The 26,477-nt window shown below is 73.3% G+C and carries 24 protein-coding genes and 1 pseudogene; 18 read left to right on the top strand and 7 right to left on the bottom strand.

Features of this window, described 5'->3' with window-relative positions; translation table 11 throughout:
* Positions 1-1,065, bottom strand: a 1,065-nt coding sequence (locus G3I42_RS05575) for an ABC transporter ATP-binding protein (RefSeq protein WP_164282908.1), incomplete at its 3' end; no start/stop codon positions are given.
* A 158-nt stretch (positions 1,066-1,223) separates the two neighbouring features.
* On the opposite strand from G3I42_RS05575, the gene G3I42_RS05580 reads away from it, so the two are divergent.
* Complete coding sequence (locus G3I42_RS05580; protein ID WP_164282910.1) at positions 1,224-1,967, top strand: hypothetical protein; 744 nt, start codon at positions 1,224-1,226, stop codon at positions 1,965-1,967.
* 140 nt (positions 1,968-2,107) lie between these two features.
* On the opposite strand, the gene G3I42_RS05585 is transcribed toward G3I42_RS05580, so the two are convergent.
* Both G3I42_RS05585 and G3I42_RS05590 read right to left on the bottom strand, forming a co-directional pair.
* Positions 2,108-5,044, bottom strand: a complete 2,937-nt coding sequence (locus G3I42_RS05585) for an FAD-binding and (Fe-S)-binding domain-containing protein (RefSeq protein ID WP_164282912.1) — start codon at positions 5,042-5,044, stop codon at positions 2,108-2,110.
* A 67-nt stretch (positions 5,045-5,111) separates the two neighbouring features.
* Positions 5,112-5,639 carry a MarR family transcriptional regulator gene (locus G3I42_RS05590; protein WP_164282914.1) on the bottom strand — a complete coding sequence of 176 codons (528 nt, stop codon included), beginning with the start codon at positions 5,637-5,639 and terminating at the stop codon, positions 5,112-5,114.
* Between the two features lie 145 nt (positions 5,640-5,784).
* On the opposite strand from G3I42_RS05590, the gene G3I42_RS05595 reads away from it, so the two are divergent.
* Both G3I42_RS05595 and mltG read left to right on the top strand, forming a co-directional pair.
* Positions 5,785-7,647 carry an ABC transporter ATP-binding protein gene (locus G3I42_RS05595; protein WP_164282916.1) on the top strand — a complete coding sequence of 621 codons (1,863 nt, stop codon included), beginning with the start codon at positions 5,785-5,787 and terminating at the stop codon, positions 7,645-7,647.
* A gap of 31 nt (positions 7,648-7,678) precedes the next feature.
* The gene (gene mltG / locus G3I42_RS05600; protein WP_164282918.1) at positions 7,679-8,578 is read left to right on the top strand and encodes an endolytic transglycosylase MltG; all 900 of its coding nucleotides are present in this window, start codon (positions 7,679-7,681) and stop codon (positions 8,576-8,578) included.
* 35 nt (positions 8,579-8,613) lie between these two features.
* Here the strand turns inward: mltG and G3I42_RS05605 are convergent, their stop codons facing one another.
* Positions 8,614-9,726 (bottom strand): FAD-dependent oxidoreductase, encoded by a 1,113-nt coding sequence (locus G3I42_RS05605; protein ID WP_164282920.1) that lies wholly within the window; start codon positions 9,724-9,726, stop codon positions 8,614-8,616.
* 53 nt (positions 9,727-9,779) lie between these two features.
* Between G3I42_RS05605 and G3I42_RS05610 the strand changes: the two genes are divergently transcribed.
* On the top strand, positions 9,780-10,205 hold the full coding sequence (locus tag G3I42_RS05610) for a YjbQ family protein (protein ID WP_203606405.1): 426 nt from the start codon (positions 9,780-9,782) through the stop codon (positions 10,203-10,205).
* 356 nt (positions 10,206-10,561) lie between these two features.
* Here the strand turns inward: G3I42_RS05610 and G3I42_RS05615 are convergent, their stop codons facing one another.
* Together G3I42_RS05615 and G3I42_RS05620 are read right to left on the bottom strand one after the other, a co-directional pair.
* Positions 10,562-11,785, bottom strand: coding sequence for a carboxylesterase family protein (locus G3I42_RS05615; protein ID WP_164282924.1), 1,224 nt, complete (start codon positions 11,783-11,785; stop codon positions 10,562-10,564).
* The gene (locus G3I42_RS05620) at positions 11,782-12,171 is read right to left on the bottom strand and encodes a hypothetical protein (protein WP_239096278.1); all 390 of its coding nucleotides are present in this window, start codon (positions 12,169-12,171) and stop codon (positions 11,782-11,784) included. Before G3I42_RS05620 ends, G3I42_RS05615 begins: the two co-directional genes overlap by 4 nt.
* A 29-nt stretch (positions 12,172-12,200) precedes the next feature.
* On the opposite strand from G3I42_RS05620, the gene G3I42_RS05625 reads away from it, so the two are divergent.
* Positions 12,201-12,596: an ATP-binding cassette domain-containing protein gene (locus G3I42_RS05625; RefSeq protein ID WP_164282926.1), complete on the top strand. Its 396-nt coding sequence runs from the start codon at positions 12,201-12,203 to the stop codon at positions 12,594-12,596.
* Here G3I42_RS05625 and G3I42_RS37395 read toward each other — a convergent pair.
* Positions 12,508-12,699 (bottom strand): annotated as a pseudogene (locus G3I42_RS37395) (hypothetical protein); the annotation flags it as partial. The gene G3I42_RS05625 and the pseudogene G3I42_RS37395 sit on opposite strands and share 89 nt — an antisense overlap.
* A 117-nt stretch (positions 12,700-12,816) precedes the next feature.
* Between G3I42_RS37395 and G3I42_RS05630 the strand changes: the two are divergent.
* From G3I42_RS05630 to G3I42_RS05690, 13 genes are all read left to right on the top strand, one after another.
* Positions 12,817-13,410, top strand: coding sequence for a DJ-1/PfpI family protein (locus G3I42_RS05630; RefSeq protein WP_164282928.1), 594 nt, complete (start codon positions 12,817-12,819; stop codon positions 13,408-13,410).
* Positions 13,411-13,831: 421 nt separating this feature from the next.
* Positions 13,832-15,370, top strand: a complete 1,539-nt coding sequence (locus tag G3I42_RS05635; RefSeq protein ID WP_164282930.1) for a PepSY domain-containing protein — start codon at positions 13,832-13,834, stop codon at positions 15,368-15,370.
* Positions 15,367-16,056 carry a DUF5134 domain-containing protein gene (locus tag G3I42_RS05640; RefSeq protein WP_164282932.1) on the top strand — a complete coding sequence of 230 codons (690 nt, stop codon included), beginning with the start codon at positions 15,367-15,369 and terminating at the stop codon, positions 16,054-16,056. The genes G3I42_RS05635 and G3I42_RS05640 overlap by 4 nt, the downstream gene beginning before the upstream one ends.
* Before the next feature lie 193 nt (positions 16,057-16,249).
* The gene (locus G3I42_RS05645) at positions 16,250-16,474 is read left to right on the top strand and encodes a hypothetical protein (RefSeq protein ID WP_164282934.1); all 225 of its coding nucleotides are present in this window, start codon (positions 16,250-16,252) and stop codon (positions 16,472-16,474) included.
* On the top strand, positions 16,474-18,756 hold the full coding sequence (locus tag G3I42_RS05650; protein ID WP_164282936.1) for a heavy metal translocating P-type ATPase: 2,283 nt from the start codon (positions 16,474-16,476) through the stop codon (positions 18,754-18,756). The genes G3I42_RS05645 and G3I42_RS05650 overlap by 1 nt, the downstream gene beginning before the upstream one ends.
* On the top strand, positions 18,756-19,274 hold the full coding sequence (locus G3I42_RS05655) for a copper chaperone PCu(A)C (RefSeq protein ID WP_164282938.1): 519 nt from the start codon (positions 18,756-18,758) through the stop codon (positions 19,272-19,274). Before G3I42_RS05650 ends, G3I42_RS05655 begins: the two co-directional genes overlap by 1 nt.
* 166 nt (positions 19,275-19,440) lie before the next feature.
* Positions 19,441-20,223 carry a hypothetical protein gene (locus G3I42_RS05660; RefSeq protein WP_164282940.1) on the top strand — a complete coding sequence of 261 codons (783 nt, stop codon included), beginning with the start codon at positions 19,441-19,443 and terminating at the stop codon, positions 20,221-20,223.
* A gap of 284 nt (positions 20,224-20,507) precedes the next feature.
* Complete coding sequence (locus tag G3I42_RS05665; RefSeq protein WP_164282942.1) at positions 20,508-21,143, top strand: sigma-70 family RNA polymerase sigma factor; 636 nt, start codon at positions 20,508-20,510, stop codon at positions 21,141-21,143.
* 256 nt (positions 21,144-21,399) lie between these two features.
* Complete coding sequence (locus tag G3I42_RS05670; protein ID WP_164282944.1) at positions 21,400-21,633, top strand: hypothetical protein; 234 nt, start codon at positions 21,400-21,402, stop codon at positions 21,631-21,633.
* 554 nt (positions 21,634-22,187) lie between these two features.
* Complete coding sequence (locus G3I42_RS05675; protein ID WP_164282946.1) at positions 22,188-22,442, top strand: type B 50S ribosomal protein L31; 255 nt, start codon at positions 22,188-22,190, stop codon at positions 22,440-22,442.
* Positions 22,439-23,620, top strand: coding sequence for a GTP-binding protein (locus G3I42_RS05680; RefSeq protein WP_239096279.1), 1,182 nt, complete (start codon positions 22,439-22,441; stop codon positions 23,618-23,620). The genes G3I42_RS05675 and G3I42_RS05680 overlap by 4 nt, the downstream gene beginning before the upstream one ends.
* A 496-nt stretch (positions 23,621-24,116) precedes the next feature.
* Positions 24,117-24,902, top strand: coding sequence for a TIGR03084 family metal-binding protein (locus tag G3I42_RS05685; RefSeq protein WP_239096280.1), 786 nt, complete (start codon positions 24,117-24,119; stop codon positions 24,900-24,902).
* A 92-nt stretch (positions 24,903-24,994) separates the two neighbouring features.
* Entirely contained in the window at positions 24,995-26,305 is a 1,311-nt protein-coding gene (locus G3I42_RS05690) for an AarF/UbiB family protein (protein ID WP_164282948.1), read from the top strand.
* Positions 26,306-26,477: the final 172 nt, after the last annotated feature.

Raw genomic sequence — 26,477 nt, forward strand, 5'->3', positions numbered from 1 at the left:
CCCCGCGCCGGCCACCGCACCCTCGTCCGGGGCCCCCGCTTCCCCGCCCGTCGGCTCCGCGACGCGCCGCAGCGACAGCACGCGCGCCGCGCGCCGCGCCGAGGGGCGCGAGAAGGAGTAGGCCATCGCGATCTCCTCGAAGTGGCGCATCGGCCACGCGAGCAGCGTCACCATGCTGTACACGGTGACCAGTTCCCCGACCGACACGGTGCCCTCGCGCGCGAGCCGCACCCCGTACCAGACCACCGCGATGAGCAGCAGCCCAGGGATGAGCACCTGCACCGCGGCGATGAGCGACCACAGCCGCGCGCTGCGCACGGCGGCCCCGCGCACCTCCTGCGAGGCCGCCCGGTAGCGGCCGAGGAACAGCTCCTCGCCGCCGATGCCGCGCAGCACCCGCAGCCCGGCGACGGTGTCCGAGGCGAGTTCCGTCGCGTGTCCCGCCTTCTCGCGCTGGACGTCGGCGCGGCGCACCGAGGGCGGCAGGAGCGGCAGGACCGAGAGCGCCACCACGGGCGCGCCGATCGCCACGACGACCGCGAGGTGCGGCTCGTAGAAGAACAGCCCCGCGCAGATGAGGACGACCGTGAGCGCCGCCGCCATGAAGCGCGAGAGCGCCTCGACGAACCATCCGATTTTTTCCACGTCGCCTGTGGAAACCGCGACCACTTCTCCCGCCGCGACCCTGCGGGTGAGCGTCGAGCCGAGCTCCGCGCTCTTGCGGATCAGGAGCTGCTGGATGCGCGCCGCCGCGGTGATCCAGTTGGTGACCGCCGTGCGGTGCAGCATGACGTCGCCGAGCGCGACACCCGCGCCGAGCGCGAGGAGGAGCAGTCCCGCCAGGGCGAGCCGGCCGCCCGCCCCGTCGCCGCCGTCCGTGACGGCCTGGACGGCTATGCCCACGGGGTAGGGCAGCGCCGAGAGCGAGCCGAAGTTGAGCAGCCCCCAGGCGAGCGCGCGCAACTGGCCGCCCCGCTGCTGCCGTCCCAGCCAGTACAGGAAACGGGGGCCTGACCGTACGTCGGGGGTTCCGGGGTCCGCGTACGGAAGATCCTTGATGCGCATGAGAGTCCAGGCGGAGAGTCGAACAAATGAGGCAAGCCTTACCTGTCGGTCCCGGAAGAGCAAATGACTTTTCGTCGATCGGCAAAGGAATCGGCAGGTCCCGGGCCCGGACGGCCTTCCGGCGCAGGACCCCGCGCGCTGGGTGGGAGTATGACCGTATGCACAGTACGGGTGGCACGGTGAAGGTCCTGATCGGTACGGCGGCGGTGCTCGCGCTGCTCACCTCCTGCTCCGGACAGGGCTCCGGCCAGGACGGCGGGGACGGCGCGAAGAAGGCCGCCGCGTCCTCGGCCGCCGCGCACCGCGCCCCCGAGGCCGACCCGACCCGCATCCCCGGCGTCGGCGCCCGCCTCCTGTCACGCATCCCCGCCCAGAGCCGCCAGGTCGTCGCCGTCTACGGCAAGGGCGTCGACTCCGCCGACTCGACCGTCGTGCTCTACACGAAGACCGGGAAGACCTGGAAGAAGTCCGCTTCCTGGCAGGGGCACAACGGTAAGAAGGGCTGGACCACGGCCCACCACGAGAACGACAAGCGCAGCCCCGTCGGCGTCTACACGCTGAGCGACGCGGGCGGCGTCCTCGCCGACCCGGGCGCCGCGCTCCCGTACACGCAGACCGCCTCGATCCAGGCGCCGCACTACTGGTCGAAGTCGCACTGGCACGACTTCGACTACGTCATCGCCATCGACTACAACCGCGTCAAGGGCACCGCGCCCAACGACCCCACGCGCCCCGAGGGCCAGACCAAGGGCGGCAGCATCTGGCTGCACATGGACCACGGCAGCGGCACCTCGGCGTGCGTGAGCATCCCCAAGGCGGGCATGAGGTCCCTGCTCACGACCCTCGACCCGGCCCAGCACCCGGTGGTGGTCATGGGCGACAAGAAGAACCTGGCGGCCTGAGCGGGGTGTTCCGGCGGTAGGGGAGTGAGCGGGGCAGTACGGGAACGGGAACGAGCGCGGCGGCAGGGGGACGAGACCCGCCAGTACGCAGCCGCCCGCGCCCGCCCCGTACCGCCCGGCCCCCCCCGCACCCCGCCCCCTCAGCCCCGCGGCGGTCGCGTCGCCCGCTCCAGCTGCATGAGCACCGAGGCGTAACCCTTGCCGCCCGTCGCGTGGTCCATCCCGACCTCGCACATACGGTTCGCCGAGAGGTACGCGTCGAAGTCCCTGGCGGTCACCTCGGCCGCCTCCGCCGCCGTCGCCGACTCCGTCAGCTCCCGGTGGAGCATCCCCCGGTCGCCCGCGAAGGCGCAGCAGCCGACGTCGTCCGGCAGGACGACCTCATGGGCGCACGCCCCGGCCAGCTCCACGAGCTGGTCGACGTCGCCGAGGTGCTGCATCGAGCACGTCGGGTGGACGACGGCGGACTCCACCTTGCGGTGGACGGTCAGCTCCGGAAGCAGTTCCTCGGCCGCCCACACGAGTGAGTCCACGATCGTGAGCGCCTCGTGCAGTTCCTTGTTCTCCGGCGTCAGGTACGGCACCACCTCGTGGGCGATCCCGAGCGTGCACGAGGAGGCGTCGACGACGAGCGGCAGCCGCCCGCCGCCCGTCCAGCCCCAGGCCGCCTCGACGATGCGGTTGGCCATGACGGTGTTGGCGTCCTCGTAGCCCTTCGAGTGCCAGATCGTCGAGCAGCACGTGCCCGAGACGTCCTCGGGGATCCACACCGGCTTGCCCGCGCGCCGCGCGAGCAGCACGACGGCCTGCGGCAGCGAGGGCTCGTAGTCGCCCTCGGGACCGCCGAAGATGCGGTTGACGCACGCCGGGTAGTAGACGGCCGTCGCCGCCGACTTCTCCGTGCGCGGCAGCCGCCGGGCCGCCGCGCCGGGGATCTCCGGCAGCCACTCCGGCACGAGGTCGGGGCGGACCGCCTTGCGCGCCGTGCGCGTCACCGCGGTGAGCAGCCGGTCGCTGATCTTCTCCGCCGAGGCCACCGCGAGCCGCGCCCCGCTCTCCACGAGCTTGAAGTCCTTCGCCGTGTACGTGGCGATCTTCTCCTCGCGGGGGCTGTGCCGCTGGTGGCGGAACTCCTTCATCATGGCGCCCGTGTCGATGCCGACGGGGCACGCGAGCTTGCACGTCGAGTCGCCCGCGCACGTGTCCACGGCGTCGTAGCCGTACGCGTCGAGCAGCCCGGTCTCGACGGCCGAGCCGTCGGGCTGGCGCATCATCTCGCGGCGCAGCACGATGCGCTGGCGCGGCGTCGTGGTGAGGTCGTGGCTCGGGCAGGTCGGTTCGCAGAAGCCGCACTCGATGCACGGGTCGGCGACCGCCTCGACCCGCGGGATCGTCTTGAGGCCGCGCAGGTGGGCCTTCGGGTCGCGGTCGAGCACGATGCGCGGGGCGAGCACCCCCTCCGGGTCCATGACCTGCTTGATCCGCCACATCAGTTCCGTCGCGCGCGGACCCCACTCCAGCTCCAGGAACGGCGCGATGTTGCGGCCCGTCGCGTGCTCGGCCTTCAGCGAGCCGTCGAAGCGCTCGACGGTGCTCGCGCAGAACGCGTCCATGAAGTCGGCGTAGCGCCGCACGTCCTCGGGCTTCGCGGCGTCGAAGGCGAGGAGGAAGTGGAGGTTGCCGTGCGCGGCGTGACCGGCGACCGCGGCGTCGAAGCCGTGCGCGGTCTGGAGTTCGAGGAGCGCCTCGCACGCCTCGGCGAGCCGCGAGGGCGGCACGGCGAAGTCCTCCGTGATGAGCGTCGTGCCCGAGGGCCGCGTACCGCCCACGGCGGTCACGAACGCCTTGCGCGCCTTCCAGTACCCGCCGATGACCTTCGCCTCGCGCGTGAAGGCATTGGTCACCGAGGCCACCGGGGCCACCAGTTCAAGGCTCTCCATCACTCCGGCGGCGGCCCGCTCGTTCGCCTCCCGCCCCGCCTCGTCGGACGCCCGGAACTCCACGAGCAGCGCCGCCGTGTCCTTCGGCAGGTCCGCCCAGTCCGCGGGCACCCCGGCGACGCTCGTCGAGGCGCGCAGCGTGTTCCCGTCCATCAGCTCGACGGCGATCGCGCCCGCCTCGTTGAACTTCGGCACGGCGGCGGCAGCCGCGGGGAGCGAGGGGAAGAAGAGCAGCGCCGTGGAGTTCAGGCGCTCCAGCGGCAGCGTGTCGAAGACGACCTCCGAGATGAAGCCGAAGGTGCCCTCGGAACCGACCATCAGCCCGCGCAGGATCGACACCGGGTCGTCCCCGTCGAGGAAGGCGTCGAGCCGGTAACCGTTGGTGTTCTTGATCTCGTACTTCGCGCGGATACGGGCCGTGAGCGCCGCGTCCGCCTCGATCTCCGCCTTCAGCGCCATGAGCCCCGCGCACAGCTCCGGCTCCGCCGCCGCCAGCTTCTCGCCCGCGTCGGGCGCACCCGTGTCCACGACCGTGCCCGAGGGCAGGACCACGGTGAGCGAGCTGACGAGGCGGTACGAGTTCCGGGTCGTCCCCGCCGTCATGCCCGAGGCGTTGTTCGCGACGACGCCGCCGACCGTGCACGCGATGGCGCTCGCCGGGTCGGGCCCGAGCACGCGCCCGTGCCGGGCGAGCGTCGTATTGGCCCGTACGATCGTCGTACCGGGGCCGAGGCGCACGCGCGCGCCGTCGTCGAGCACCTCGACGCCCGCCCAGTGCCGCCGCACGTCCACGAGGATGTCCTCGCCCTGCGCCTGCCCGTTGAGCGAGGTCCCGGCGGCGCGGAAGACGACCTTGCGGCCCTTGTCCCGCGCGTACCGCATCACCGCCGCGACGTCCTCGGCCGACTCGGGGACCGCCACGACCTGGGGCAGGAAGCGGTAGGGGCTCGCGTCGGACGCGTAGCGCACGAGGTCGGAGATGCCGGAGAGGACCTTCCCGGGCCCGAGCAGCGCGCCCAGCTCGGCGCGCAGGGGTTCGGGGGTGCCGCCGGCGAGCCCCGCGGGGACCAGGTCCGGTGCGGTCTCCTCGCGCCCGGAGGGGCGCAGGGCGTTCGGGCTCGGTTCCAGCAGCGGCATGGGGCGGCACTCCTTCGTCCACGGTGCGCCGCCGGCACCACGGGGCGCCCGGCGGCGGAGGTCCCGCCTATTCTCGCTCCTCGCCCTTCCGCCCAGGCGTCCGGGGCGGCTGCGCGCAGTGTCCGTGCGCCTCCCCGGGCCCCCCGCTGACCAGCAGCTCCAGCAGGCCACCGAGCTGGGCGCGCTGTCCCGGGTCCAGCGGCGAGAGCACCTCCTGGGCCGCCTCGCGCCGCGCCCGGCGCAGTGCCTCCAGGGTCTCGCGCCCCTCGTCGGTCAGCTCGATGCGCGTCACCCGGCGGTTGCCCGGATCGGGCACCCTGCGCACCCGGTGGCTCGCCTCCAGGGCGTCCACGAGCGTCGTGATCGCGCGCGGGACGACGTCGAGCCGTGCGGCGAGGTCCGCCATGCGGGGCGGCTCGGGGAAGACCGTCACGGCGCGCAGGAGGCGGCTCTGCGCGGGGGTGATGCCGAGCGGTCCGAACTGGTGGCGCTGGAGGCGGTGCAGGCGGCGGTTGAGGCGGAGCAACTGCTCGGCGAGGGCGGCGTCGCTGTCGGGGGCGGCGTGAGGTGCGGCGTCGGGGGCGGGGGAGCGCATGGCGGAATATTATCAGGACAGCATTCATTGTGTACATAGGTAACAATGACTTATGCTCTCCGAGAGCCTTCTGCCGCTTCCCGGACGCGGGCCGCCGCTGCCCGAACGTCGTCCACGCCACCCCGCCACCTCGCTGAAGGAGCCCATGCGCCCGCCCGAGATCAACTGGACCCCGCCCGCCAAGCCCGCTCGCGAGGACCAGGAACCACGCCAGATCCGCCGCATCCTGCGGCTCTTCCGCCCCTACCGGGGCCGCCTCGCCGTCGTCGGCGTGCTCGTCGCCGCCTCCTCGCTCGTCTCCGTCGTCACCCCGTTCCTCCTCCGCGAGATCCTCGACACCGCGATCCCGGACGGGCGGACGGGCCTGCTGAGCCTCCTCGCGCTCGGCATGATCCTCAGCGCCGTCCTGTCGAGCGTCTTCAACGTCCTCCAGACACTCCTGTCGACCACGGTCGGCCAGCGCGTCATGCACGACCTGCGCACCGGCGTCTACGCGCGCCTCCAGCGCATGTCCCTCGCCTTCTTCACGCGCACGCGCACGGGCGAGGTCCAGTCCCGCATCGCCAACGACATCGGCGGCATGCAGGCGACGGTCACCTCGACGGCGACGAGCCTCGTCTCCAACCTCACGTCGGTGATCGCGACGGTCGTGGCGATGCTCGCGCTCGACTGGCGCCTCACGGTCGTCTCGCTCGTCCTGCTCCCCGTCTTCGTCCTCGTCAGCCGCCGCGTGGGGCGCGAGCGCAAGCGCATCACGAGCGAGCGCCAGCGCCAGATGGCCACCATGGCCGCGACCGTCACCGAGTCCCTCTCGGTGAGCGGCATCCTGCTCGGCCGCACGATGGGCCGCGCCGACTCCCTCACCCGCTCCTTCGCGCGCGAGTCCGAGGAACTCGTCGACCTCGAAGTGCGCTCCAACATGGCCGGCCGCTGGCGGATGTCCGTCATCAGCGTGGTCATGGCCGCGATGCCCGCCTTCCTCTACTGGGCCGCCGGACTCGCCCAGGCCAACGGCGCCGCGATCTCGCTCGGCACCCTCGTCGCCTTCGTCTCGCTCCAGCAGGGCCTCTTCCGCCCCACCGTGAGCCTCCTCGCGACCGGCGTGCAGGTGCAGACCTCGCTCGCGCTCTTCCAGCGCATCTTCGAGTACCTCGACCTCCCCGTCGACATCACCGAACGCGAACAGCCGGTCCACATCGACCGGGTCAAGGGCGAGGTCCGCTTCGAGAAGGTCGCCTTCCGGTACGGGGACGACAGCCCCGTCCTCGACGGCATCGACCTCACCCTCCCGGCCGGAGGGTCCCTCGCCGTCGTCGGCCCCACCGGCTCCGGCAAGAGCACCCTGAGCCAGCTCGTGCCCCGCCTCTACGACGTCAGCGGCGGACGCGTCACGCTCGACGGCGTCGACGTGCGCGACCTCGACTTCGACACCCTCGCCCGCGCCGTCGGCGTCGTCTCGCAGGAGACGTACCTCTTCCACGCCTCCGTCGCCGACAACCTCCGCTTCGCCAAGCCGGACGCGAGCGACGAGGAACTGCGGGCGGCGGCCCGCGCGGCCCAGATCCACGACCACATCGCGGGTCTTCCGCAGGGGTACGACACGGTCGTCGGCGAACGCGGGCACCGCTTCTCCGGCGGCGAGAAACAGCGCCTCGCCCTCGCCCGCACGATCCTGCGCGACCCGCCCGTGCTCGTACTCGACGAGGCCACGAGCGCCCTCGACACCCGCACCGAACGCGCGGTCCAGGAAGCGCTCGACACCCTCGCGGCGGGGCGCACCACGCTCACCATCGCCCACCGCCTCTCCACCATCAGGAACGCCGACCAGATCGTCGTGCTCGACGGCGGCCGCATCGCGGAGCGCGGCACCCACGAGGAACTCCTCGCCCGCGACGGCGCCTACGCGGCCCTCGTGCGCAGCGATTCCCGCAAGGGCGAGGCGCGTGGGGGCGAAGCTCCCGAGCAGGTGATCCTGCCTTCCGCGCCGCCGTCCACCGTCAAGGCGTAGAAAACGGGAGATAAGTGATTAACGTGCCCTTATGACCGACCCCTCGCGCCCCTCGCGCTCCCGCTCCACGCCCGCTCCCGGCCGCCCGGGCCCGCCGGGCGGCCGCCGGACCCGCATCACCCGCAGGGGCAGGCTCGTCCTCCTGACCACGGCCCTCGCCGCCGTCGCCGCCGCGATCGCCGCGCCGTTCGTCCTGGGCGGCGACGAGGACGAGGGCCCGCGGCACGCCGCCACGCTCACCGTTCCCGAGGGCTGGCGCGCGAGCCAGGTGTACGCGGCCGTCGACACCGCCCTGCACCTGAAGAAGGGCACGACCGGCAAGAAGGCCGCCGCCGCCGGGCTCGCGCTCCCCGGCGCCGCGGGCGGCAACCCGGAGGGGTACCTCTATCCGGCCACGTACCCGATCACGGAGAAGAGCACCCCGGAGCGGCTGCTGAGCACGATGGTCGACACGGCCAACCGCACCTACGCGGAGGGCACCGTCGCCGCCGGCGCCGAGCAGAACGCCGTCTCGCGCTACCAGCTCGTCACCGTCGCGAGCATCGTCCAGTCCGAGGCGGCCACCGACAAGGACATGGCCCGCGTCGCCCGCGTCGTCTACAACCGGCTCGACGAGGGCATGCCGCTCCAGATGGACTCGACCCTGAACTACGGACTCGGCCGCAGCACCCTGCACACCAAGACCGCCGAGACCCGCAGCAAGACCCCCTACAACACGTACGTCCACAAGGGCCTGCCGCCCACGCCCATCGCCAACCCGGGCGCCCAGGCACTGCGCGCGGCGACCCGCCCGGCCGAGGGCGACTGGCTCTACTTCGTCACGGTCAAGCGCGGCGACACCCGCTTCACGAGCGACTACGCGGAGCACCAGAAGAACGTGGCCGAGTTCAACAAGCTCCACAGCTCCCCGAGCCCGAGCGTTTCCTCCTGAGAGGGGGAGCGGGGGAGCGTGGGTGCGGCGCCTGCTCAGACGGTCGCCGGTACGGGTTGGGGCACGGGAGCGGAGCCGGACACGGCGGTGGGCGACGGCTCCTTGCCCAACAGGGCGCGGATGTCCCGTACGGCCGAGCGCCCCGCGCGGTTGGCGCCGATCGTGCTCGCCGAGGGCCCGTACCCGACCAGGTGCACCCGGGGATCGCGCACGACCTTCGTGTCCTCCATACGGACGCCGCCGCCCGGCTCGCGCAGGCCGAGCGGGCGCAGGTGCTCCAGGGCGGGCCTGAAGCCGGTCGCCCACAGGATGACGTCGGCCTCGAAGCGGCTCCCGTCCGCCCACTCGACCCCCTCGGGCGTGATCCGCGCGAACATCGGGTGCCGGTCGAGGGTGCCGTCGGCGAGACCCGCGCGGACCGCGTCGTTCAGCGGCAGCCCCGTCACCGAGACGACACTGCGCGGCGGCAGCCCGTCCCGTACTCGCGCGTCCACGAGCGCGACCGCGGCGCGCCCCTCCTCCTCGCCGAACGGCCCTTCGCGGAACACCGGTTCACGCCGCGTCACCCAGCGGGTCGCCGCCGCGTACGGCGCGAGTTCGAGCAGGTGCTGCGTCGCCGATATCCCGCCCCCGACCACGACGACGCGCTTGCCCGCGAAGTACTCGGGACCCGGGTACCGCACGGTGTGCAGCTGCTCCCCCAGGAAGCTGTCCTGACCGGGGTAGCGGGGCCGGAAGGGGCGGTCCCACGTGCCGGTCGCGCTGATGAGCGCGCGCGCCGACCACGTACCGTCCGAGGTCTCCACGCGCAGCCGCCCGCCCTCGCCCTCGCGCACCGCGCGCACGTCGACGGGCCGCCGCACCGCCAGCGCGAACCGCTCCTCGTACGCGCGGAAGTACCCCGCGACGACCTCGGACGAGGGCCGCGCGGGATCGGCCCCGGTCAGCTCCATGCCCGGCAGCGAGTGCATCCCGTTGACCTTGCCGTACGTGAGCGAGGGCCACCGGAACTGCCAGGCGCCCCCGGGCGCCGGCGCGTGGTCGAGCACCACGTACTCCATCCCCGTCCGCCGCAGGTGATACGCGGCCGAGAGCCCCGCCTGCCCGGCACCGACCACGACGACGTCCACCGCTCTGTCCTCACTCACACCCGCACCAACGACGCCGCGCCGCCGGATCTTCCCGCACCCGCTGCGCGAGGATGTGCGTCATGACCTTCCACACCGAGACCCTCGGCGTCCGTACCGGCGGGCACGAAACCGTCCACGACCTGACCGCCGACTGCGAACGCTTCCTCGCCACCCACGCCGCCGGCCGCGACGGCCTCCTCAACCTCTTCGTCCCCCACGCCACAGCCGGCCTCGCGATCCTCGAAACCGGCGCGGGCAGCGACGACGACCTCCTCGCCATCCTCCAGACCCTCCTCCCACCGACCCACCCCTGGCACCACCGCCACGGCACCCCCGGCCACGGCCGCGACCACGTCCTCCCCGCCCTCATCCCCCCACACGCCACCCTCCCCGTCACCGCCGGCCACCTGGCCCTGGGCACGTGGCAGTCGGTGTGCCTGGTGGACACGAACGTGGACAACCCGGACCGGCAGGTGCGGCTGAGCTTCCTCGGCTGAGCGAGATCGCTCATTTCCCTTTCAGAGCGATCCCTGCGCTACGTGAGTGTCCAGGAGAGTGTGACGGCGCCTCAGCCCTTCGCCTTGGGTGGGGCCAGGCTCGCCCCGGGTGATGAACGGGGCACCGTCCTGCTTGGACGAACCGTGGTCGTCGGCCCCGCAGGACGGCGTCGGAGACGACGTGGCAGACGAGGTGGGCAGGTCGTCGCGGAGATCGACAGCGGCCGGTGGCCGGACAGCCTGGTCGTAGCTCGTCGGTGCCTGCCGCGCCCGCTTCCCTTGCCGCACGCCGTCTCGCACGGGGCAGTGGTGGGCGGCCGGATGGGACGCGCGTCGTGACAGCTCGGGGCCGCGTATCAGGAGTCCCACGCGATCATGGGTGCCGGCATCGGGCCCGGGTTTCCCTCGCGGGCGAACGCGGCCCAGGCGGACCGTACGCGACGGCCGAACGCGTCCACTTCCTGCCAGGAGAGATCCCCCAGCATCGGGGCGTCCCGCCAGGCGTCCGCCGAGCCCAGGAGCAGGGGGATCTCGACGCAGTGGGTCGCTCCGTACGGGGAGCCGGGCGGACGCCAGTCCAGCCGGTATCCGTACACCTCGGCCCCGGCACTCTCCAGTTCCCGGCGCAGTGCCGTGAGCGGGATCTCGTAGGCGCGCCGGGTGCGCTCGGCAACGCTCCCGGTGTCCTGCGGGCCCTCGGGGAAGGCGGACATGTCGTCGGCGTTCCATCCGTAGAGAACATCCGGGGCACCCTCCGCGAAGGCGGGCGGGCCGGTGGTGCTGGACAGCGGTCCCCTTGCGCACACCGGTCCGAAGGGCGGAGCCAGGAAACTCCCCGTACGACGCCGCTGCTCGGCGGCGGTCAGCGCCTGCGCTGCCAGCAGCCGCTCCGGTGCGGCGGTGCGCGGGTCGGTGCCGAGGTGGGCTGCGAAGACACGCCCGAGCTCGTGCGCCTCGTCCGCGGTCTGGGTGGCGAGGGACAGCGGCGCGCTCTGCAGGATCGCGCGGCGGAAGAGGACGCGCGCCTCGGGCACGTCCATGAGCAGCCGGATCGACAACGCGCCGGCGGACTGGCCGAAGAGCGTTACATTGCCCGGGTCCCCGCCGAAACGGGCGATGTGGTCACGCACCCAGCGCAGCGCCTCCACCTGGTCCCACAGCCCGAGATTGCCCTCGCTGACCCCGTCGAGGAGGAGGTAGCCGAGCGCGCCCAGCCGGTAGCCGGCGCTGACGACGACCACGTCCTGCTCCGCTGCGAGGGAAGTGCCGTCGTACCAGTCGCGGATGCCCGCGCCGCTGCTGAAACCGCCGCCGTGGAACCAGACCAGCACCGGGCGGCCCGGCGAGCCGGGTGCCGGTCTGCCCTCCGGAGCGGTGACCGCCAGGTGGAGGCAGTCCTCGCTCTGCGGTCGCGGGTCGAGGGGTGGGCCCATCACCGCGTCCAGACGGGACGGTGGCTGCGGGCAGACGGCGCCGACCGGCCCGGCAGGGGCTTCGGACGCCGCGGGACGGGGCCGGGCGAAGCGCTCGGCGGTCGCGTACCGCAAGGGGCCGCTGCGGACGACGGGACGGTCGGTCATGCCTCACTCACCAGTTCCGGGGATGACGGTGCCCGCTCGGCCGGCGCCTCGGGAGCGATGCGGAAGAGAGCCACAACGCCGCCCAGGCTCAGGGCGCAGACACCCACCAAATACCACGTCACCCCGGCCGAGGAGCCGACCGAATCGAGGAGTGCGCTGGAGATCACGGGCGCCAGGCCACCACCGAGCACGGCACCGGCCTGGAGGATGAGAGAGGTGCCGGAGTACCGCACCCGCACCGGGAAGGTGGCGGCGATGATGGCGCCCTGCACGCAGTGGGTGGGCGCGATGATCAGGCCCATCCCGGCGAGCGCCAGCAGCGCCATGGCGGTGTTCCCGGTGTTCAGCAGCGGGAAGAACACCGCGCACCAGACGAGGACGGCCACGGAGCCGCCGATGGGACCCGGAGCGGGCCGTGTGCGAATCCCTCGCCACGGCCCGCGCGCTCGGGCTCGACCCCGACGCCCCGCGGCGCCGCCCGCACGCGCTCTCGGGCGGACAGCTCCAGCGCGCCGCGCTCGTGCGCGCGCTCGGCGCCCGCCCCGCCCTCCTTGTCGCCGACGAGTCGACCGCCGGGCTCGACCCGGTGACCGCGCGCCGGGTCCTCGACGTCCTCGCTGAAGCGGCGGAGCGGTACGGCACGGCGGTCCTGCGCGTCAGCCACACCCTGGGCCGGGACCGGGCACGGGCGACCGGGACGCTCACCATGGCCGGTGGGCGCCTCACTCCGGGCGCGAGCTCTCCCCTCCCGCCTCCGCGAGCGGAGGCCCGGCCCCGGCCAGCGGCTCCGCCGCGTACCGGAGCCGAATGACCCCGTCCGCGTGCCGCTCGGCACTCGCCCGCACGCCGAAGACCTCCCGCGGAAGGTCCGGCGTGAGCACGTCGAGGACGGATCCGGCGGCCACGAGGCGGCCACGAGGCGGCCGCGGTGGAGGACGGCGAGCCGGTCGCGGCGGGAACTCCCTGCCCCGTGTCGCGGACTCCTGAGTGGCGGCAGGTTTTCAGGTGTCGCCACGAGTGGAGGAGGAAACATGAGTCTGCGTGTCCAGATCCTGTTGTACGACGGCGCCGAGGAACAGGACTTCACCGGCCCGCACGATGTGTTCGGCTGGGCCGCCCACGCGGGCGGCGACGTCTCGGCCACCTACGTGCGCACCTCGGCCCCCGGCGAGGTGACCACGCTTTTCGGGAGCCGACACGTCGTACCGGACGTGTGGGACCCGGTGGCGGGCGATGTCGTGATCGTGCCGGGCGGGGAGGAGTGGCTGACAGGCGACGCCGCTACGCATCGCGCACTCGTGCGCGCCCAGGAGGCGGGAGTGACCGTCGCGGGTGTTTGCACGGGCGTCATCGTCCTCGCCGCGGCCGGGCTCACGCGGCGGCGCCCCTGCACGACGCACCATCTGGTCAAGGCCGAGCTGGCCGCGCACGGCGGCACGGTGGTGGACGCCCGCGTCGTGGACGACGGGAACCTCGTGACGGCCGGAGGTGTCACGAGCGGGATCGACCTCGCGCTGTGGCTCGTCGAGCGGGAGTGCGGGGCCGAACTCGCGCTCTCCGTCGAACGGATCATGGAGTACGAGCGGCGCGGCACCGTCTGGCGCGCCGACCGGGAAACCGGCTGAGGAAAGCGGGGCCCGCCGGTCGCGGCCCGTACCGGGGAGGCGGGCGTGGCGACCGCCCGAGACCGGCGGGCGAGGGCCGGGCCACGCTCGGGAAGGCGCATTCCCCGTGGCGCGGCCTGCCGATCGCACGTACTCGCGGGTAACGGGGTGCCTTGCCGCCCGGGTTCGCTCGTGAGGCGCGTCGCACTCCTCCTCGGGAACCAGTGGTGTCCGCGCGCCGACTTCCTGCCTTTGGTCCCTCCAGGCGCAACCGGTGCACACCGCATCTCGGCCACCTTCGATCCCAGGGCTGTCCTGCCGTCCCCGCACCTCCTACGCTCCTGCGTGATCCGCGTCACATCGTCTGCGCGGGAACTCCCGCACGCCTCGCACCGACTCCTGTACGTCACCGCCCCGCCGGTCCACGCACGAGGAAGAGCCGATGACCGAGACCACTTCCGCCGTTCCGCCACCGCCCGCGCAAGGCCGGTCCGGGGCGGCCGTTCCCCCCGAACCCCTCTCCCCGGACGAGGGCTTCGCGACGCCCACCCCCAGAAGCGGCGGCGCCTGGAGCGGACTACGCCCCCTCCTGCTCCGCCTGCACTTCTACGCGGGCATCCTCATCGGCCCCTTCCTTCTCGTCGCCGCCGTCACCGGGCTCCTCTACACCGCGACCCCGCAGATCGAGTCGGTCGTCTATCGCCACGAGCTCAAGGTCACCCCGCACGGCGAGGCCCGACCGCTCGACGCCCAGGTCGACGCCGCGCGCGCGGCGATACCGGGGGGCGAACTCGTCTCGATCACCAAGGGCGAGGGTCGCGAGGACACGACGCGTGTCACGTTCAACGTCAAGGGACTGCCCGAGGGCTACACGCAGACCGCCTTCGTCAACCCTTACGACGCGCAGGTGCGTGGACAGCTCCGCACCTTCGGTGAGTGGCTGCCCGTGCGCTCGTGGTTCGACAGCCTGCACCGCACACTCCACCTCGGCGACTTCGGTCGCAACTACAGCGAGATCGCGGCAAGTTGGCTGTGGGCCGAGGTGCTCGGCGGACTCGCGCTGTGGGTGGGCTCGCCCCGCGGCCGGGCACGACTGCGCAAGCTCTTCGTGCCGCGCCGGGGGCCGAAGGGCCGCAAGCGGACCCTGTCCTGGCACGGAGCGGTCGGCCTGTGGGTCTCGATCGGCTTCCTCGCCCTGTCGGCGACCGGACTCACGTGGTCCGCGCACGCCGGGATGAACATCGGTAAGATCCAGGATTCACTGGGTGGCGCGACTCCCGCTGTCTCGACGGCTGTCGGACGAGGCGACGGCTCGAATGGCTCGGACGGTGCTCCGGGTGCTTCCGCCGCGCGGATCGATCTCGACGAGGCCGTTCGCATCGCCCGTGCCGACGGTCTGCGGGGCAAACTGGTCATCACCCCGCCCGCCGACGCGAAGAGTACGTACGTCGTCGGCGAGAACACCCGGCACTGGCCCGAACAGCAGGACTCGGTCGCCATCGACCCCACCACTGGAAAGATCACCGACAAGCAGCTCTTCGACGACTTCCCCCTCCTCGCCAAGCTCACCCGGTGGGGCATCGACGCCCACATGGGGCTCCTCTTCGGCCTCGCCAACCAGATCGTCCTGGCCCTGATCGCCGTCGCCCTCATCGGGATGCTCTTCATGGGCTACCGCATGTGGTGGTTGCGCAGGCCCACCCGTGCGAGCGGGCGCAGGTTCGGCAGGCCACCCGCGCGCGGCGCCTGGCGACGCGTGCTCGGCAAGGCCATGGCTCCACTCGTCGTCGTCGGCGCCGTACTCGCGTACTTCCTGCCGCTGTTCGGTCTGCCGCTCGTCTGCTTCCTGCTCATGGACCTGGGGCTCGCCGGGACCCGCCGCGCGCGCAGCGCCCCGCGTCCCGCGCCGGCTACCGCCCGCGAGGAGACCCCTCGCGACGACAACCCCCGTGACGAGAACCCCAAGGAGCTGGCCCGATGATCGCCGCCACCGGGCTGCGCTGGATACTTACGCTGCTCTTCGTCGCCCTCGCCGCGTACGGCCTCTGGCGCGCCGTCACCGCGCGCTCGCACCCGTGGACCGCGCGCCTCGCGCACGTCCTGCACGCCGTCATGGCCCTCGCGATGTTCGCCATGGCCTGGGAGTGGGGCATGGACCTGCCCGCGACCCCCCAGGTGCTCTTCTTCTCCGCCGCCGCCGCGTGGTTCCTCCTGATCGCGCTCGCCCTGCCGAACGCGGTCGAATCGCGCGGCCGGGCGCTCGCCGCGGCCCTGCCCCATGCCGTCATGACCGCCGCCATGGCCTGGATGGTCGCCGCGATGTCCTCGGGCATGTCCATGGACGGCATGGGCGGCGGCCATGCCCACGACATGCCGGGGATGGACATGTCGGCGCCCGGCGCGCTCGCCGCGATGACACTCAGCGGAACCGGCGATCGCTGGAGCGCGGGCCTCTTCGCGCTCGCTCTCCTCGCCCTCGCCCTGTGGTGGCTCGCGCGGGGCTTCGATGCCGGGCGCTTTGTCCCTCGTACGGCGAATCCCGGCCGCGCGGACGGCGGCATCGGCGGCGGTACGGCGGCGGGCGGCGCGGTCCACGCGGCCTGGGACCTCGGCTGCCACGGTCTCATGGCGCTCGGGATGGCGGTGATGTTCGTCGTCATGGTGTGAGCCGGTACGGCGAGCGGACGGACTCCTGCCGCACGGCCCAGGGAGCGCGGTGGTTCCTGGGCCGGTGTGACAGGAGTCCATTGTGTGACGCGGGTCACGCGCGGGCCGGGGAACTCACCGTGCCGGGCGTCCGACTCCTGGACCGTACACATGCCCCACGCGCCCCACGCGCTCTCACGCCGGAGCCCCGCTCATGGACCACTCGGTGACGCCGCCCGCAGGACGGCGTGCCACCCCCGTGCCGTACGCGCTGCTCGGGGGCTTTCTGCTGCTGCTCGCCGGCCTCTTCACCGTCTCGTACGGTGTCGGGCACCTCGCCGGGCCCGTCGCCCCCGACCTGCGCGGAGTCTCGCACCACGACGAGGACCCCGACCCGCACCACGGTGGCATGGACGGCATGAACGGGATGGGGCACTGATGGGCTCCGCCTCCGCACCCCGTACGGCGCCCGCATCCGGCCTCGACACGACCGATCTCCTGGTCGGCGGCATGACGTGCGCGGCGTGCGTGCGCCGCGTCGAGAAGAAGCTCGCCGCGCTCGACGGCGTCAGCGCCACCGTCAACCTCGCCACCGGCACGGCCCGCGTGAGCCACCCGGAAGGGCTCGCCCCGGGCAAGCTGGTCGCCGCCGTCGAGAAGGCGGGCTACACGGCCCGACTGCCCGCACCGGCCACCGCGGGGGAGGAGGAACCGGTGTCGCCGCTCCTGCCGCGCCTCCTGATCACCGCCCTTCTCGCCGTCCCCGTCCTCGTGCTCTCGATGGTGCCCGCCCTCCAGTTCCGCAACTGGCAGTGGCTGTGCTTCATGCTCGCCGCGCCCGTCGCGGTCTGGAGCGCGCGGCCCTTCCACGAACGGGCCTGGCGCGGGCTGCGGCACGGCGCGGCGACGATGGACACCCTCGTCTCGCTCGGCGTCCTCGCCTCCTTCGGCTGGTCCGCCTACGCGCTCTTCCTCGGCGGCGCGGGCGACCCGGACATGCGCATGGCGTTCACGCTGCTGCCGACCGCCTCGGACGGCATGGCACACGTCTACCTCGAAGCCGCGGTCGGCGTCCCGCTCTTCGTCCTCGTCGGCCGCCACCTGGAGGCCCGCGCCCGGCACGGCACCTCCGCGGCCCTGCGCGCACTGGCCGCACTCGGCGTGAAGGAGGTGACGATACGGGACGGGGGCGTCGAACGGGTCGTCGCGGCCGACCGGCTCCGGGTCGGCGAGGTCTTCCTCGTCCGCCCCGGCGAGCGCGTCGCGACGGATGGCGAGGTCGTCGAGGGCAGTTCCGCGCTCGACCTGTCCCTCGTCACGGGGGAGACCCGACCGGTCGAGGCCGGGCCGGGCTCCGCGGTGACCGGGGGCGCCGTCAACGCGGGCGGCATCCTCCTCGTCCGCGCGAGCGCGATCGGCGCGGACACCCAACTCGCCCGGATCACCGCGCTGGTCACCGAGGCGCAGGCGGGCAAGGCCCGCGCGCAGCGCCTCGCCGACAGCGTCGCGGGCGTTTTCGTCCCCGTCGTCCTCGCTCTCGCCGTGACCGTTCTCGGCTTCTGGCTCGGCGCCGGCGCCGAGCCGCAACCCGCCTTCACCGCCTGCGTCGCCGTCCTCGTCGTCGCCTGCCCCTGCGCCCTCGGACTCGCCACCCCGACCGCGCTCATGGCGGCGACCGGGCGCGGAGCCCAGCTCGGCGTCCTCGTCAAGGGGCCCCAGGCACTCGAAGCCCTCCGCCGCATCGACACCGTCGTCCTCGACAAGACCGGCACCCTCACCACCGGCCACCTCATCGTCACCGCCCTCACCGCCCGCCCCGACGGCGTGGGCACCGCTGAGGCCCTGCGGCTCGCCGCGACCGTGGAGACCGGCTCGGAACACCCGCTCGGCCGTGCGCTCGTCCTGCACGCCGAACGCACGCTGCCCGAGGGCGCCGTCAGAGCTTCCGCGCTCAGCGACTTCGCCGCACGCCCGGGCACCGGCGTACGCGGGCACGTGGAGGGGCGTCTGGTCGAGGCGGGCACGGCAGACGGCCTTCTGCCCCCCGAGTTGGACGCCGCCCGCACCGCCGCGCTCGACGCGGCCCAGACCCCGGTGCTCGTCCGCGTCGACGGCCGGCCCGAGGCGCTCCTGGCACTCGGCGACGTCGTCCGTCCCGGCAGCTACCACGCCGTGGACCGGCTGCGCCGCCTCGGCGTACGCCCCGTCCTCGCGACCGGCGACGAGGAGAAACCCGCGCGAGCCGTCGCCGCCGCGCTCGGCATCACCGAGACCTACGCCCGCTGCACCCCCGAGCGCAAAGCCGGACTCGTCCGCGCGCTCCGCGACGAGGGCCGGCGCGTCGCCGTCGTCGGCGACGGCGTCAACGACGCGGCGGCACTCGCGGGCGCCGACCTCGGCATCGCGATGGGCACCGGCACGGACGTCGCGATCGGCGCAGCCGACGTCACCCTCGTACGGGACGACATCGAAGCGCTCGCCGACGCCGTCCGCCTCTCGCGCCGCACGCTCGCCACCATTCGCGGAAACCTGCTGTGGGCCTTCGGATACAACGTCGTCACGATCCCGCTCGCGATGGTCGGCCTGCTCGACCCGATGCTCGCCGCCGCCGCGATGTCGCTCAGTTCCGTCCTCGTCGTGCTCGGGAGTCTCCGGCTGCGCCGCTGGCAACCCGCGCCCGCCGCCGCCCGGCGGCGCCCGTCCCCGAGGGCGGCCTTCTGATGCCCGGCACCTTCGCGCGCTTTCGCGCCCCGCTCGCCGCTGTCGGCGTCCCCGTCCTCGCCTCGGGCCTGGCGCTCGCCGGTCTCGGCGCCTGGACGGCGAGCGGACGCGCCGGCAGCCCCGCGCGTGTCACCGTCACGAAGGCGTACGTCTACCAGCCGCTCGGGACGACCCCGGAGACCGCCGCCTTCTTCACCCTCGGCAACGACGGCGGCTCCGCCGACCTGCTCACCGGCCTGACCTCGCCCGACACCACCACGTCCCCCCTGCTCAGCCGCCACCGCATGACGACCTCCGGCGCCGCGTACCGGCAGCCCGTGGACTCCGTACGCGTACCGGCCGGGGACGGGCTCACCATGGCCCCGCACGGCATCGACGTGACCGTACGGCCCAAGAGCGCGTGGCGACCCGGAGACGAGGTTTCCTTCACTCTGCGCTTCGCCCATGGCGCGCCCCGCACGGTTCACGCCGTCGTGGTCCGCCCCGGCGCGGACACGGACGGGCTGCCCCGCCCGTAGCCCGTCCGTGACTCCTGAGAAGGCCGAACGTCCCGGCCGCACGCGCGCCGAATATCGCCCTCGCATATGCCCCAACTCCCCGCCGTACACGACCTTTCCGGCAAAGGTGGCGAGCCGGACACCCCGCCGTGTTCTCCGGTGCCGTGCGATGGGAGGATGAGGCGCCATGGAGGCCGGGCCGGTGGGACGCGTGCTGAGAGCGGCGATGTTCGCCGCCGTCTCCGTGACGCTCGCCGCGACCGGACACGTCCTCATGTCGGCCACCCCGCTGCCCCTCTGGGTACTCGCCGTCGCCTTCGTCTCCCTCGCGCTCCCCGGCTGGTGGTTCGCCGCCCGCGAGCGCGGCCCCTGGCTCGTGACCGCCCTCGCCGTCGCCACCCAGGGCGTCCTGCACAGCGCCTTCACCGCCGCGCAGTCCGCCCTCGGTCCGGCAGGAGGCCCGCCAGGCGGTACGACGACGGCCGCGCTCACCGCGTCCCCGTACGAAAACCTGTGCTCCATCGACGCGGGCGGCCCCGTGAGCGCCGGTGGCGGAGCCGGGGGAGCCGACCTCATGGCGGGCATGGACCACTCCGGCATGGCCGGGATGGACCACTCCGCCATGGGCCACATGGCGGGCATGGACCACTCGGGATCGCTCGCGCCCATGGCCCACATGGGCCACGACATGGGCGGAATGTCCTCGACCGGCATGCTCGCGGCGCACGTCCTGGCCGCCCTCGTCTGCGGCATCTGGCTCGCCCACGGCGAGCGCGCGGTCTTCCAGGTCCTGCGCGCCGTCACCGGCTGGCTGCGCGCCCCGCTCCACCTCCTCCGCACAGCCCCGCTGCCCGCGCCCCGCCGTCGCCTGCGCCCCCGCAAGGGCCTCAGCGACCGGCTGCCCCAAGGGCTGCGCTGTGCCCGCGCCCTGGAGCGGCGCGGGCCACCGGGGGTGCTCGCCGCGCCCTGACGACGCGGCAGGCATTCCGGAGGACGCATCCAGCCGCACGCGACCGGTCCCCGACCGGCCGCCCGGTGGCGTACCCGCACGGAGCGGCGGCCGGCCGCACCGGCGTCGGCACGCCTCATCCGTACGAGGAGTCCTCCGGCACACCCGGCCCCCGAGGGCCAGGGTGCCCCCTTTCACCGGAGACCCGGAACCGCGGGCAGGCTTCGGCCCGCCCTGCCGCGTGTCCGCACGCCGCCCGTGTGTTCCGTCGTCCCCGGACCGATCCGTGAAGGACTCACCTGGCGATGAACACCACGCTGCCCGCCCCGCGCGGGCCACAGCGCGCCACCGTCCCCCGGGACAGAACGGCGGAGGACTCCGCCGCGACCGCCTGGGCACTCGCCGCCCGCGCCGGCGACCGCGAGGCCGCCGACGCCTTCGTACGGGCCCTGCACCGCGATGTCGTGCGGTACGTGGCCCACCTCTCGGCCGACCCGCAGGCGGCCGAGGACCTCGCGCAGGACACCTTCCTGCGTGCGCTGCGGACACTGCACCGCTTCGAGGGCCGCTCCTCGGCCCGTACCTGGCTGCTCGCCATCGCGCGCCGCGCAGTCGTCGACGACTTCCGCAGGGCCGCCGCGCGCCCCCTGCTCGCCGACACCGACGACTGGTGCCTGACCGTCGAGCGGAACCAGCCGACCGGACTGCCCGGCTTCGAGGAAGGGGTGGTGCTCCAGGACCTCCTGGCGGCGCTCCCGTACGACCGCCGCCAGGCATTCGTGCTCACCCAGCTCCTCGGGCTCTCCTACGCGGAGGCCGCCCGCGAGGCCGGCTGCCCCATCGGCACCGTCCGCTCCCGGGTCGCACGGGCGCGCAGCGCCCTGACCACGCGACTGGAACAGGGAGAGGAGGAGACCGAAAGCCGGGCCCTCGCGGCATAGCCCGGCCGCATTCCGGAAGCGTGCGGACGGGACGGGAAGCCGCACCCCGTCCGCACGCACAAGGATTGGGCTGGACGCGCGCCCGCTCCGTCCTCGTCCCGGCGGGCGCACGTCCCCCTCGGTAGTCGGCGCGGTACCGAGGGGAGTTCCCCGGTTACGCGGAGGGACGACAAGAGTGAACTCCCGGCCATACGCGGGTACATCCGCCTCGTCCAAGGCCGCCACCAAGAGCGCGGCCCCGGCGGAAGGTGCCCCCATGACCCACGAGCCCAGCGTCCTCGACCTGACCTCCCTCGAACCGGTTGCCACGTTCTGCGGCAACTGCAATTGCGGCTGCCCCCAGCTCTTCGTGGACCCCGCCGCCACCGAGGATCGCCGGATCGTCCTCACCGACGACTTCGGCCAGCGCGTCCAGATGAGCCCCACCCAGTTCGCCGACCTCGTGAACGAGGCGAAGGCGGGCAGCCTGGACGGGCGGTTCGGCGCCTGACGGCGCGTCGGCGCGAAGCCCCGGCCTCCAGGCGGAGGGACCCGCCCGAACGTGGGGCACGACGCCGACCGGCGAATGACCGGACGACTTCGCGGATGGCCGGGTCCAGCGGGTAAGAGGGAGCCGGCCCTCGACTGCCGAGAGGTGACGCGGACCGCCTCGATCGCGGGGCGCTCCGTGCGGAAGGCGCGGCCCGTCAGGTCCGGGACCGGCCCCGCCTTCGCGTCCAGCCCGCCTCTGCCCAGCTCCCGGGCGACGGCTGCGACCGTCTTGCCCGGTGAGCCGACAGGCGCGAACGCGTATCCGCTCGGATTCCTCCGGCGGCGTCGCGGCGGTGGCTGTTCCGCGGGAGACGCCGAGTTGCCGGATCGCCGGCCGTCGGTCGCCGGCCGACGGCCGGCGGGTGTCGTCGGCCGCACGGGGCTGGATCGACGAGGGGTGTATCGGTAATGAAAATCATTGTCGTATGCTGTCTCCCGACCGCTGCGGAGCAGTCCGCGCGGGAGCCCCGCGAGGCGTGGGAGAGCACGTCCGCGCACGTACGAAGGACAGAGATGAAGACCGGTATCCACCCCCCGTACGGCCCCGTCGTCTTCCGCGACCGCGCGGCCGGATTCGCCTTTCTGACGCGGTCGACCATGACGAGCGAACGGACCGTCGAGCGGGAGGACGGCCGCACCTATCCGGTCGTCGATGTCGAGGTGTCGTCCGCGAGCCACCCCTTCTACACCGGCACCGCGCGCGTCATGGACACCGCGGGGCGGGTCGAGCGCTTCGAACGGCGTTACGGGCGCGGGACCGGCCGATGAGGCCGCGGGACAGCTCGCCCCTGCCGGTCGTGCTCGTGGCCGGGCTGCACGCCGAGGCGCGGGCGAGGACCGTCGACCACCTGCTGAGCGTCGTACCCGGCAGCGTCGCACTCCACCACGACCTGCGCGACGCCCTCTCCGGAGCGGTCGTGCGCGAGGTGCGCGATGCCTCCGGCACCCGCGCCACCGGTGAGACGCCCCTCGTCAACGACTGCGCCTGCTGCGCCTTGCGCGAGGACCTGGTCCCCGAGCTGCGGCGGCTCGCGGAGGACGGCACGACGCGCCTCGCCCTCGTGGAGTTGTGGGACTCCGTCGAACCGCGCGCGATGGCCGAGGTCGTCGTCGCGCACGCGGGGGAGTCGCTGCGCCTCGGCACCGTGCTCACCGCCGTGGACCCCGCCCTCGTCCTCGCCTGCCTCGGCAACGGAGACGACCTCGCCGAAGCCGGTCTCGCCGCCGCGCCGACCGACGAACGCACCGTGGGCGACACCTTCGCCCGGCAACTGGAGTACCCGCGCGTCCTCGTACTCGCCGGACAGCAGGAGGAGTGTGACCCCGACGACCTTGCCCTGCTCGCCCAACTGCACCCCACAGCAACGCGCCTGCCGCTGGGCTCCCCCGAACTGCGCGGCCTGCTCCGGGAGGGCTTCGACACCGAGGCGGCGGCAGCGGCCCAGCACCCGGCGATGGCACTCCTCCCGCAGGAAGCCCACGAGGCAGGGATCGGCACCCTCGTATGGCGCCACCGTCGGCCCTTCCACCCCGGGCGCCTCTTCGAGGCGCTGGAGGAGTTGTGCTGCGCGGCGGTACGCAGCCGGGGCCGTTTCTGGCTCGCCGACCGGCCCGACACGCTGCTGCACTGGGACGCGGCCGGCGGCGCGCTGTGCGTGGAGGCCGCCGGACCCTGGCTGCGCGGACTCCCCGACGCCGCCTGGGACCTCGTACCGCCGCTGCGCCGGGCCGCCGCGGCGCTCGACTGGCACCCCGAACACGGCGACCGCGAGCAGCACCTCGTCTTCACCTCGCCCGGCCTGGACCGCGAAGGCATCGCCGCCGTCCTCGCCTCCTGCTTGCTGACCGACGCCGAAATGGTCGGCGGCACGCAGGCGGAGCCGGACCGTACGTTCGCGGGACCGCGCGCCCGGGCCCGGCGGGCACGAGGCCGGGGGAGGGGGTGAGCCGCTCACGTCGGAATTCGGGGCGCTTTGCCCTGGTGAGTGGGGTTCCTGAGGGGAGGTGGGCGGCGGCTTGGGGCCTCGCGGCCCGTCGCAGTCCTCGACGCCCGGGGAGGCAGGCGCGGGAATCCGTGCCCGCGCTCGGACGGCCTCGGGTGCGTGAGGCGGCCCCCCGCTGGAACTGCTTGTCGGGGGGGCTCCTCGACGTCGTCCACAACGCAACGGGCCGAACTCACCCGGCGCTGGCAGGTGCTGGAGCTGGACGGCTCCGTGCGGCTCTCCTCCTTCGGCACCCTGGAGCCGCCATCCGCCTCGCGAGTACCTCCTCACGACCGTTGCCCTTTGCGGACAGTGCCACCCCTCGCCGTTGAGCACACAACATCCGGGGCGTCGGAGGCGGCGCGGAGAGCACGTGCGAAGAAGCGGCGGTCCGCCCGTGCCCGGAGGATGGACGCGGTTCGCCCGCCGCGTTCTCCGGCGCCTCGAAGGGAATGGACACATGACCGCGATGCAGGACGTGTACGCAGATCTGGCGGTGGAGGGTGCTGAGATCGGAGATCTCGTGTCGGAACTGAGCCCCGAGGAATGGGCGACGGAGACCCCCGCAGCCTCCTGGACGGTCCGTCATCAGGTGGCTCACCTGGCGTACGTCTCCCGCATGGTCCGGCTCGCGGTGAGTGACGCGGACGCCTTCGAGGCCGAGATCGCGCCGGTCCGGGAGGACTTTCAGTCCGGAATGGACGCCAGGCTCGCCGAGTATCTCGCGGAGCCTCTTCCCGGACTACTGCGTCGCTGGGCCGAGGAACGGTCCGCCGCCGAGAAAAGGCTGGCCGCACTGGAACGGCGTGCCCTGGTGCCGTGGCCGGCGGCCGGGCCGTTGCCGGCCAGTGTGCTCGCCGCGGTCGCGTTGACGGAACTGTTCGCGCACGGCCAGGACATCCGCGACGGCCTCGGACGTTCGCGCGTGATCACCGACCGGATCGGCCACATCGTCTTCCTCGGGACCCGCACCCGGGACCTGGCCTACCGTGCCCGCGGTCTGCGACCTCCGGCCGAGCCCTTCCGCTTCGAGCTGACGGCCCCGTCCGGAGAACTGTGGGCCTTCGGCCCGCCGGAGGCCGGGCAGCGGATCACCGGCCCTGCCCAGGACTTCTGTCTGCTCGTCACCCGGCGCAGACACCGCGACGACCTCGCCCTGCGCGCGGTGGGGACGGAGGCCGACCAGTGGCTGGACATCGCACAGTCCTACGTCGGACCGCCCGGCACGGGCCGGGCACCGCAGTGAGCAATATGGCGTATAGAGCGCCGGCCCGGTGGCTGCTTTCCTAGCTGGCGGGCCGTCTTCGGTCCGCCCGACACGAGGGATCTGGGGTTGCCGTGCGAGAACAACGGACCAGTTGGTGGCTGCTGCCGAAGCGTGCCTGTGCCACCGTCCTGATCGTCACCGGACATCTGATCGCCGCCCTGCCGCACACGGTGACCCGCGGCGGCCGGACCCGGCTGGCGCACCGCGCTCCCCGGCTGCTGACCGCGCTGGGGCCGTTCTTCGTCAAGGCGGGGCAACTGCTCAGCACGCGCCGGGACCTGGTCCCCGAACGCTGGTGCGACGCCTTGGGCGAACTGGCCGACGAGGTACGGCAGCCGAGACGCGCGGCGGTGGCACGCACCCTCGCCGAGGCCGGGTTCTCGGATGCCTTCGCCGAGTTCGACTGGCAGCCGGTGGCCTGCGGCAGTATCGCCAGTGTGCACCGCGCACGACTCGCCGACGGCACCGAGGTCGCCGTCAAGGTGCAGCGGCACGGCATCCGCCCAGTGCTGGAGACCGATCTGCGGCTGGCTCTGCTCGGCGCGCGGGCCGGCCGGCTGCTGCCGAGCATGCGGGACCTGCCCGCCGAGGAGATGATCGGACAGCTCGGCGGCGCCGTCCTGCGCCAGCTCGACTTCACCGCCGAACACGATTCCCTGCTCGCCCTGCGCGGCAACCTTGTCGACCACACCGAACTGCGCATCCCCGCGCCCGTCGAGGGACTGTGCGGACCGACGGTGCTCACCATGGAGTTCGTCCCGGACATCGGCCGGTTCCGACCCCACGGCATGTCGATGGCCCGCCGCCGGGAGGTGGTCCGCGATGTCCTCCGGGCGGTCTACCGGATGCTCTTCGTGGACGGCCTGGTGCACTGCGACCTGCATCCGGGCAACCTCTGCCTGGACGGTGAGGGACGGGTCGTGATGCTCGACGCCGGCTTCGTGGTGCGGCTGCCCGACGCGGTGCGGCGTTCCTTCGCCGGCTTCTTCCTCAACATGGCCCAGGGCAACGGCCCCAAGTGTGCGGACATCGTGCTCGACAGCGCCGCGCGGCTCCCCGCGGACATGGACCGGGAGGGATTCCGCGGCGCGGTGACGGAGCTGGTGGACGAGGTGGCCGGGGCACTGTCGAAGGACTTCGACCTCGGGGCGTTCGCGCCGCGGCTGTTCAAGCTCCAGAAGGATTTCGGCGTCTTCGCCGCGGCCGAGTTCGCCTTTCCGCTGCTGTCGCTGCTGGTGCTGGAAGGAATGATCAAGGAGTTCGACTCCGAGGTCGACTTCCAGGCCGAGGCGGTTCCCGTGCTCATGGCCTCCTTCGCCAAGGACGTCCAACTGGACTCCGAGCGCCGCGAGGACGGCCCCTCCGGCGGGTGGGCCGCTTGAGGACCGTGCCGGCCCGCCGCACCTCGTACCGTCCGCGGTCGCCCGTCCCCGCCTTCGTACGGACCGGGACGGACGGTACGAGCCGGCGCGCGGCGGGCATCACCCGACAGTTCCTGCCGGACCGGCGGCGCACGCCCGCGGACCGGCCGCGCCGACGAGCGAAGCGACCGGT

This window comes from Streptomyces sp. SID11385, from assembly GCF_010548245.1.
GTDB lineage: Bacteria > Actinomycetota > Actinomycetes > Streptomycetales > Streptomycetaceae > Streptomyces.